Origin of the sequence: Henriciella sp. (assembly GCF_049649345.1) — a bacterium.
GTDB lineage: Bacteria > Pseudomonadota > Alphaproteobacteria > Caulobacterales > Hyphomonadaceae > Henriciella.
The window spans coordinates 1-6,346 of record NZ_JBARZC010000401.1; the positions used below are offsets into that span (position 1 = coordinate 1).

At 60.9% G+C, this 6,346-nt stretch carries 7 protein-coding genes; 1 reads left to right on the top strand and 6 read right to left on the bottom strand.

Going from position 1 to position 6,346, the window contains the following annotated elements; all coding sequences use genetic code 11:
• The 5 genes from WA989_RS11120 to WA989_RS11140 all read right to left on the bottom strand — a co-directional run.
• The coding region (locus WA989_RS11120) for an ATP-dependent Clp protease proteolytic subunit (protein WP_424340569.1) at positions 1 to 314 on the bottom strand (314 nt) is incomplete at its 3' end.
• A 72-nt stretch (positions 315 to 386) separates the two neighbouring features.
• Positions 387 to 2,324 (bottom strand): hypothetical protein, encoded by a 1,938-nt coding sequence (locus WA989_RS11125; protein ID WP_424340570.1) that lies wholly within the window; start codon positions 2,322 to 2,324, stop codon positions 387 to 389.
• Positions 2,325 to 2,343: 19 nt separating this feature from the next.
• A complete protein-coding gene (locus tag WA989_RS11130; protein ID WP_424340571.1) occupies positions 2,344 to 2,871 on the bottom strand; it encodes an adenine phosphoribosyltransferase in 528 nt (175 codons plus the stop codon).
• 8 nt (positions 2,872 to 2,879) lie between these two features.
• A complete protein-coding gene (locus tag WA989_RS11135) occupies positions 2,880 to 4,064 on the bottom strand; it encodes a hypothetical protein (RefSeq protein ID WP_424340572.1) in 1,185 nt (394 codons plus the stop codon).
• 119 nt (positions 4,065 to 4,183) lie between these two features.
• Positions 4,184 to 5,062, bottom strand: coding sequence for an S-methyl-5'-thioadenosine phosphorylase (locus tag WA989_RS11140; RefSeq protein ID WP_424340573.1), 879 nt, complete (start codon positions 5,060 to 5,062; stop codon positions 4,184 to 4,186).
• A gap of 114 nt (positions 5,063 to 5,176) precedes the next feature.
• On the opposite strand from WA989_RS11140, the gene WA989_RS11145 reads away from it, so the two are divergent.
• Positions 5,177 to 5,992 carry a DUF1206 domain-containing protein gene (locus WA989_RS11145; RefSeq protein ID WP_424340574.1) on the top strand — a complete coding sequence of 272 codons (816 nt, stop codon included), beginning with the start codon at positions 5,177 to 5,179 and terminating at the stop codon, positions 5,990 to 5,992.
• Positions 5,993 to 6,088: 96 nt separating this feature from the next.
• Here the strand turns inward: WA989_RS11145 and WA989_RS11150 are convergent.
• Positions 6,089 to 6,346, bottom strand: a 258-nt coding sequence (locus tag WA989_RS11150) for a cytochrome c1 (RefSeq protein WP_424340575.1), incomplete at its 5' end; no start/stop codon positions are given.

Here is a 6,346-nt window from a genome sequence, read left to right on the forward strand (position 1 = left end):
GCATAGATCAGCGCGCCTGCCGAGGCGACCCAGCCCGAACCGAGCACTTTCACAGGTGCATCGACGAACTTGATCATGTCATGGATCATATCACCGGATTCGACGTGGCCGCCCGGCGAGGAGATCACCAGCAGGATCGGCTTGTCGCTGTCGGAGCCAAGCGCCAGCAGACGCTCGCAGACGCGGCGTGCCAGCTTGTCGTCGACACCGCCCGTCAGAAGGATTGTGCGGGCCTTGAACAGCGCTTCTTCGAGAAACGCATTTGGCTCAGCCATTGGCTTGGCGTCTTGTTCGTCATCCAAACGGATCGTCATGGTCACTCCGTGCATAAAATATCACAGCCATAGGTGAGGCGCTGCTGCGCGTGGGTCAAGCACCTGCCTCACCTATTCCGGTGTATGAATGACCTTTATGCCAAAGTCCTCGACAATCTTCTCAGGATTGTCGTCCGGATTGTTCTCCTCGAAATAGGCCTGATCGAGCCTGACGGTCGGCTGGACGAGGAATTCGATGCTGCCGCCCGGCGCCTCATAATAGCTCGCATAGGCTTCGAGCCAGTCAGCCGCAGCCGGCAATTCCTGCGCGGCCTGCCCCTTGGCGGCGCGGATCATTGTTGCGATAAAATTGCGCATCTGCGGCGCGTCCATATTGCCGATCATCGCGCCCCAGCCCTGTTGCGGGTAGAGCTTGCCGACTTCGCTGGCATAGGTGAACAGCTTGTCGACCCCGCCATTATCGGCCTCGAAGAAGCGCAGGCCGCCGAGATAGAAAGCGTCCTCGAAAGCGGCCTCAAGCTCGCTGTCGATCGAGCCGGACTCCGCGGCAGCCTGTACGGCGGCGTAATCCGGCATGCCGAACTCCACCGCAAATTCGAGTTGCCCGAAGCCTTCGGAATTGGCGGCAAGGTTCATGTCCGCATCGCCCGTGCCGTCATCCCATGCCCAGGACGCATCGACATCGAACGGGATGGTCGAAAGCCCGTTCTCGTCCAGCTTGCTGATCGCCGTCTTCAGATTGGCGAGCATTTCGGCAGTCTCTTCGTCTTCCGGATTGTCCGGCACGAAGCCGATGAAGACATTGGCGAGCGCTTCAGCGCCGAGCCCTGCGCCCTCAAGTTCAAAATTCAGCGTCTCAGGGAGAAGCCAGACGAAGCCGCGTCCATCGAAGCGCGCCCGGTCCGCCTTGAACACATCGCCATCATTCATCTTGAGCGTATAGTCGCGCGCCGACCATTGGCCGAGGCTGATCAGGTCGCGCTCTTCGAGGCCCGGAAACTCGCCGCGGGCGAGAAAGCCTGCCAGCTTGTCGAATTTGATATCCTCATACGTGATGAAGCGCGTCGTCTCGACCTGGCGATAACCGATGCCATCCTCATAGCCGGCCTCCGAGAGTTCACCGTCGACATCCTTCACGCGCATGGCCTGTGACTGTTCAACGTCGAAAATGACGGCCTTGTCCAGATCGAAGCCGGAAATGCCTTCATAACCGTAAGAGCCGACACGCGCTTCGATGGACTGGTTCATCGCCGTCTGGTTCATCTGAAGATTGATGGTGGAATCAAAGATGGCGGCCTTTTCAATGTCGATCGTGCGGCTCACCGCGACGATTTGCTGAAGCAGGCCGACATTTTCGCGAACCTGTTCCACCTCGTCTTCCGGAACGTCCAGAAATTCATAGAGGCTGTCCGGCGCCGGCGAATATTCATACGGGCGCAGCGTGAGATTGCTGATCACGAATTTGTCGGCCGTGATCTCGAAATTGCTGACCACAGGGTCGAATTCGGCCTGCATTTCGTCATCCATGGTCGAGGCCATGGCATCGAACATCTGGTTCAGCGCATTGGCGACACCGTAATATTCAAGGCCGCTAAGCTCCATACGGCTGATCGCCGTGGCCGTTTCATCGAGGCGTTCGCCGCGCATCCGGGCGGAGATGAAACCGTCATCCAGCCCCCAGACCCTGGCTTCGCTGGCGCGCAGGCCAAATTCGGGATCAGTATTGATCGTAGCTGTGAGATCGCCGAACAGGGTGGCACCGGTGTCTGCATCGAACGCTTCACTGTCCCATGTAATCGACACCAGGTCCGGCAGGGCTGCATTGATCGCGGCAAAGTCGGCCTGCGTACCATCGTCGATATCGAATGCTTCATCGGCGAATGTCTGGAACGCGGCGATGGTTTCTTCCATGTCCGGCGCGCCTTCAGAGACTGCCGGTGTTTCAGCGTCAAAACCTTCCACATTCGGCAGCGGCGGCGGTTCGTTCCGCTCGCAGGCTGTCAGCGCAGCGGCGATAGAGATGGCTGAAACAAGATGCAGTGTTTTCATGGTCAAGTCCCCAAAAAGTCTAGTGTCCGTCAAAAGCGACGAGAGCCTTCACGTCAATTCCCAATTCTCGAATCCGGTCCGCACCGCCAAGGTCCGGCAAATCGACGAGGAAGACAGCCGCTTCTATTATATCACCTCCGCGGCGCAGAAGCTTCACGCCTGCTTCTGCCGTGCCGCCGGTCGCGATCAGATCGTCGACCAGCAGGACGCGCTGGCCCGGCTGGACGCCGTCTGTGTGCATGTGAAGCGCGTCCGAGCCGTATTCGAGATCATACGCCTCGCTGAACGTCTCATAAGGCAGTTTTCCGGGCTTTCTGAGCGGCAGGAAGCCCGCCTTCAGCTCTACCGCCATGGCCCCGCCAAGAATGAAGCCTCGCGCGTCGATGCCGGCCACACAGTCTATCTCATCGGCATTGAACAGCGCGCAGAGATCGGCGATGGCGCTTGCAAACGCCTCGGCATCGCCCATCAGCGTGGTGACATCGCGAAACTGAATGCCCGGTGAGGGATAATCCGGAATTGTCCTGATCGAAGCCTTGTAGTCCACCCGGGCGCTTAGTCCGCTACATCGTTTGAAGACCGGCGCCGGTAATCATCGTCATCCTCGCCGTCCTCGCCGTCTTCGTCATCGTCATCCTCACCGCGGACACGGATGTCGGCCTCGATCTCTTCCTCGGTCGGAAAAGGTGTAATGGTCGAGGCTGCAGCAGCCGGGAATGCAGGGGCTTCGGTTGGCTCGTCGGGCGTATCGACTTCCTCAACATCGGCCACGGACACATCAGGCTCATACGGCGTGTCCGGCGCGGTCTTTTCCATTTTGGCGGCGGGCTGGTCTTCAATCTCGGGCTCCGGCTCGGGTTCAGGCTCGGAGACCGGCTCTGACACGTCTGCGACCTCCACAGGCTCTGGCTCGGGGACCTCTGCCGCCTCCACAGGTTCTGCAGCTTCGACAGGCTCAGCCGCCGGCTCGTCTTCAATTTCCGGCGCCTCATCCGGCGCGGCGGTATCGGCCTCGTCTTCGACCGGCGGCTCTTCTTCGGTCTTCCTGTTCTTGCGCCGGCCAAACACGCCGCGCGGGTCGGCATGGCGGTCATAGTGGCGCGAATAATAGTCATGCGCCGACAGGGAGAGCGGCTGCGGCGTGAGATCCATGCCTTCGGCGCGCAGATTGTCGACAACCGCATCGCGCAGGGCCAACCCCGGCATCAGATCCTGCGTGAAGCCGTGCGCCTTCATCCAGTCGCGCACCCACCAGCTGCGGGTCGAGCGGGCATGTTCCGGCGCGCGGCCTTCATGATCTTCCCAGAGGTATAGCGTCGAGATGCCATCGATCGTCGAGGCCTTGAGCCGGTCGAGCGCGTCTTCGCTGAGATCGCCCCGCTCCAGCTCCATGCGCACCTTGCGCTTGGACGCCTCGATCCCCTCATACGTCGCCTGGACCGCCGCCAGCGCGCGCTTGTCTGTGGCCAGCACATGGCTGAGCACGGCATCGAGCTGGGGATGGGCAAGCCGCGGCAGATCAATCGGTGACCGGATCGTCCCGTCGACGATATCGCCTATCTCGCGCAGTGTCTGGAACATGTTGAAACGAAACTCATGGCCGATGCCTTCGAGCGACAGGGCGATCGCCTCACGGCGCGTATCGTCCTGGCGCCACAAGAGCCAGGCAATCGACAGACCCGCCGCAACCACAAGCGCCAGTCCGCCAACCATGAAAGTCTCAAAATAAGTTGCGTTCATCGTCTCCACCCAATGAGCTCATGAGCTTAGCAGACGCTGTTTGTGCCGTCGACACAAGGTTTATTAAGGATGAACGCGCCAGAAAACCGGGCCTCAGGATCCTCGGTGCCAAGCAGGGACTAGCCCTTGAGCACCCGCCCGGCTACCGCATCGAGCTTGTCGAGCATCGCCGGGTCACGGGCTTCAGGCGCGGTGATCATCGCCCAGTCGAGACAGGTCTCGATGCCCTGCGGCGAGGCCGTACGCGGCTTGCCGTGAAGTGTTTCGGCAAGGCTCTGGACCGCGCGTTTCGCTGTGTCTGTATTGACGCGCATCACCTCCAGCACATTGCTGACGGACACCGCCTCGGTGCCATCGCGCCAGCAATCATAGTCGGTCACCATGGCGATGGTCGCATAGGGCAGCTCTGCCTCGCGGGCGAGCTTGGCTTCCGGCATATTGGTCATGCCGATGACATCGCAGCCCCATTGGCGATAAAGGAAACTCTCGGCGCGCGAAGAAAATTGCGGGCCCTCCATGGTAAGATATGTCCCGCCGCGATGGACCCGTGCGCCCGCCTGTTCTGCCGCATCACCCGCCAGCCCGGACAGGCGCGCGCAGACCGGGTCCGCCATCGAGACATGCGCGACCATGCCTGGCCCGAAAAAACTCTTCTCGCGCGCAAATGTGCGGTCGATGAACTGGTCGACCATCACATAATCGCCCGGCGCATAGTCTTCCTTCAGCGACCCGCAGGCCGAGACAGACAGGACATCCGTACAGCCAAGCCGTTTCAGCGCATCGATATTGGCGCGGTAGGGCACAGCGGTCGGCGTCAGCCTGTGGCCCTTGCCATGGCGGGGCAGGAAGACGAGCGTGACATCGCCGATTCTGCCCTTCACAAGCCGGTCGGAGGGCGCGCCCCAAGGCGTCTCGATCATAAGCGACTCGGCGTCTTCGAGCCCGTCCATCTCGTAAAGGCCGGACCCGCCAATCACGCCGATTACCCATTCACTCATCGCTCAGTCGCTCCTTGCCAATTTCTACATGGCTGAAGCAGGCACCCCGTGTGAAATCAAGAGCGCGTGACCGCGCGGGCGGAACCAACAGGTTGAGGTGCGCGTCTATACTGAATGTCTACAACCACGAACTCCGACACCACACACTCGGCGAAATCCGCTCTTGCACGGATCGGCCTCGGCGCCCGGGCTTTTGTCTATTTTGCGGTGTCGGGCATTCTGCTCAATTCCGCATTCACATCGAAATCGGAGGATGGCGCCAGCGCAGGCGACGCCTTTCGGGCCATCGAGAATGAGCAATTCGGGCGAATTCTTCTTTTTGCCGTGGCCATAGGCCTCTTCCTATACGCCCTCTGGCGCTTCCAGCAGGCCCTGCTTGATCCGGAAGATCAGGGCGATGATGCTGAGGGCCTGCTGGCACGCGCCGGCATGATCTCTTCGGGCATCAGCTACCTTCTGGTCGGCGTGGCCGCAGCATCCATAAGTCTGGGCTCAAGTGATGGCGGCGGTAGCGGCGGCGGCAAGACCGAACAGAGCGCCCGCTGGCTGATGGAGCAGCCCTTTGGCAACTGGCTGGTCCTGCTTGCGGGTCTCGCCCTTGTCGGCGTCGGGTGCGCCCAGGTCTGGCGCGCGTACTCAGGCCAGTGGAAAGATCATATCGACCTCTCCGGCTGGGCTGGAAACCTGACGGGCCTCATATCGGCGGGTATTGCCGGGCGCGGCATTCTGTTTGCGCTGGTCGGCATCTCCCTCGCCGTTGCCGGCTGGGGAACTGACCCTGGCGACGTGCAAGGCCTGGCTTCAACACTCGGCTGGATCCGCACCCAGCCTTATGGTTTGTGGCTGTTTATCGCCTCTGCGCTGACCATCGGCGTCTATGGCATCTACTCGGGCGTGCAGGCTATCCGGTACCGGTTTGAGGCCAGCTAGGCCGTTCGGCCGCTCACTTTTCTAAACGCCGCGCAAACAAAAAATGCCGCCCCAAGCAGGGCGGCATTTTCCGAGTTGAACAGCTCTTCTGCGGTGTTAGTGGTCCACGTTCCGCCAGATGCGGTGGAAGGAGAACCAGAGCAGGACGGCGAGGATCACCAGATAGATCAGCGCCGCGAGGCCGAGCGACTTGCGCTGCGACTGTTTGGGCTCACCTGCCCATTGCAGGAAGGTCGCCACATCATGCGCCATCTGATCAACGGTCGCTTCGGTCCCGTCCATATAGGTCACGCGGCCATCCATCAGTGGCGGCGCCATGGCGAGGAAGCCGCCCGGTGGTCTGTGACGTGGATC

Bases quoted from the DNA above. Each gene is read 5' to 3' on its own strand.
- WA989_RS11125 (WP_424340570.1), bottom strand. From the start codon at position 2,324: ATGAAAACACTGCATCTTGTTTCAGCCATCTCTATCGCCGCTGCGCTG.
- WA989_RS11135 (WP_424340572.1), bottom strand. From the start codon at position 4,064: ATGAACGCAACTTATTTTGAGACTTTCATGGTTGGCGGACTGGCGCTT.
- WA989_RS11140 (WP_424340573.1), bottom strand. From the start codon at position 5,062: ATGAGTGAATGGGTAATCGGCGTGATTGGCGGGTCCGGCCTTTACGAG.
- WA989_RS11145 (WP_424340574.1), top strand. From the start codon at position 5,177: ATGTCTACAACCACGAACTCCGACACCACACACTCGGCGAAATCCGCT.